The 1802-nt window shown below is 61.6% G+C and carries 1 protein-coding gene; it reads left to right on the plus strand.

Annotated elements, in window-relative coordinates; genetic code table 11:
- The first annotated feature begins 36 nt into the window (after positions 1-36).
- Positions 37-1740, plus strand: coding sequence for a choline dehydrogenase (gene betA / locus ACRESD_RS16265; RefSeq protein ID WP_431751862.1), 1704 nt, complete (start codon positions 37-39; stop codon positions 1738-1740).
- The last annotated feature ends 62 nt before the right edge of the window (positions 1741-1802 follow it).

Raw genomic sequence — 1802 nt, forward strand, 5'->3', positions numbered from 1 at the left:
GGCCCTTGCTGACCACACTTCAAAGAGGGTGCATTCATGTCCCAAGAATACGACTACATCATTGTGGGTGCCGGCTCCGCCGGTAACACCCTGGCGACCCGTCTGACCGAAGACGAAGGCGTCACCGTCCTGCTGCTGGAAGCCGGCGGCCCTGACTACCGCTTCGACTTCCGCACGCAAATGCCTGCGGCGTTGGCGTTCCCGCTGCAAGGCCGTCGCTACAACTGGGCCTACGAAACCGATCCAGAACCCCATATGGACGGCCGCCGTATGGAATGCGGTCGCGGCAAGGGCCTGGGTGGCTCTTCCCTGATCAACGGCATGTGCTACATCCGTGGCAACGCAATGGACTACGACGGCTGGGCAAAACTGCCAGGCCTGGAAAACTGGACATACCTCGACTGCCTGCCCTATTTCAGAAAAGCTGAAACCCGGGACATCGGCCCGAACGACTGGCACGGTGGCGATGGCCCGGTCAGCGTGACCACGCCAAAAGCCGGCAACAACCCGCTGTTCCACGCCATGGTTGAAGCCGGCGTGCAAGCCGGTTACCCACGTACCGAAGACTTGAACGGCTACCAGCAAGAAGGCTTCGGCCCGATGGACCGTACCGTCACGCCTAAAGGTCGTCGCGCCAGCACCGCGCGCGGTTACCTGGACACCGCCAAGAAGCGCTCCACCCTGACCATCGTCACCCACGCCCTCAGCGACAAAGTGCTGTTTGAAGGCAAGCGTGCCGTTGGCGTGCGCTACTTGATCGGCGCGGCCGAAGAGCGCGTTGAAGCCCGTGCACGCAAAGAAGTCATCGTGTGCAGTGGCGCCATCGGTTCTCCGCAACTGCTGCAACGCTCCGGCGTTGGCCCGGCCAAGCTCCTGGAAAGCCTCGATATCCCGGTGGTCCACGACCTGCCAGGCGTCGGCGAAAACCTGCAGGATCACCTTGAGCTGTACCTGCAATATGCGTGCACTCAACCGGTTTCGCTGTACCCGTCGCTGCTCTGGTACAACCAGCCGGCCATTGGTGCCGAGTGGCTGTTCAACGGCACCGGCATCGGCGCCAGCAACCAGTTCGAAGCGGGCGGTTTCATCCGTACCCGTGAAGAATTCGATTGGCCGAACATCCAGTATCACTTCCTGCCGGTAGCGATTAACTACAACGGCAGCAACGGCGTGAAAGAGCACGGCTTCCAGGCACACATGGGTTCCATGCGTTCGCCGAGCCGTGGTCGCATCCAGTTGAAGTCGAAGAACCCACGGGACTACCCGAGCATCCTCTTCAACTACATGGCCACCGAACAGGACTGGCAGGAATTCCGCGACGGCATCCGCCTGACCCGTGAAATCATGCAGCAGCCGGCATTGGACCAGTACCGTGGCCGCGAAATCAGCCCAGGTATTGAAGTGCAAACCGATGAGCAACTGGACAAGTTCATCCGTGAGCACGCCGAAACCGCGTTCCACCCGTCCTGCTCGTGCAAGATGGGCACCGACGACATGGCGGTCGTGGATGGCGAAGGCCGCGTGCATGGCATGCAGGGTCTGCGTGTGGTGGATGCGTCGATCATGCCGATCATCACCACTGGCAACCTGAACGCGCCAACGATCATGATCGCCGAGAAAATCGCCGACAAGATCCGTGGCCGCCAGCCGCTGCCGCGCAGCACCGCCGACTACTACGTCGCAGGCGGCGCGCCGGTGCGTGGCAAGCCGTTGCGTGAAGTGGGCCCTACTGCGCAGTAACTGATACACCGAGGTGTTCCCATCGGGGGCAAGCCCCCTCCCACACTTGATCGGGTTCACAC

Origin of the sequence: Pseudomonas sp., assembly GCF_050739995.1 — a bacterium.
Lineage (GTDB): Bacteria > Pseudomonadota > Gammaproteobacteria > Pseudomonadales > Pseudomonadaceae > Aquipseudomonas.

Excerpts from the sequence above, each read along its gene's own strand:
- betA (WP_431751862.1), top strand. The coding sequence starts at position 37 with ATGTCCCAAGAATACGACTACATCATTGTGGGTGCCGGCTCCGCCGGT.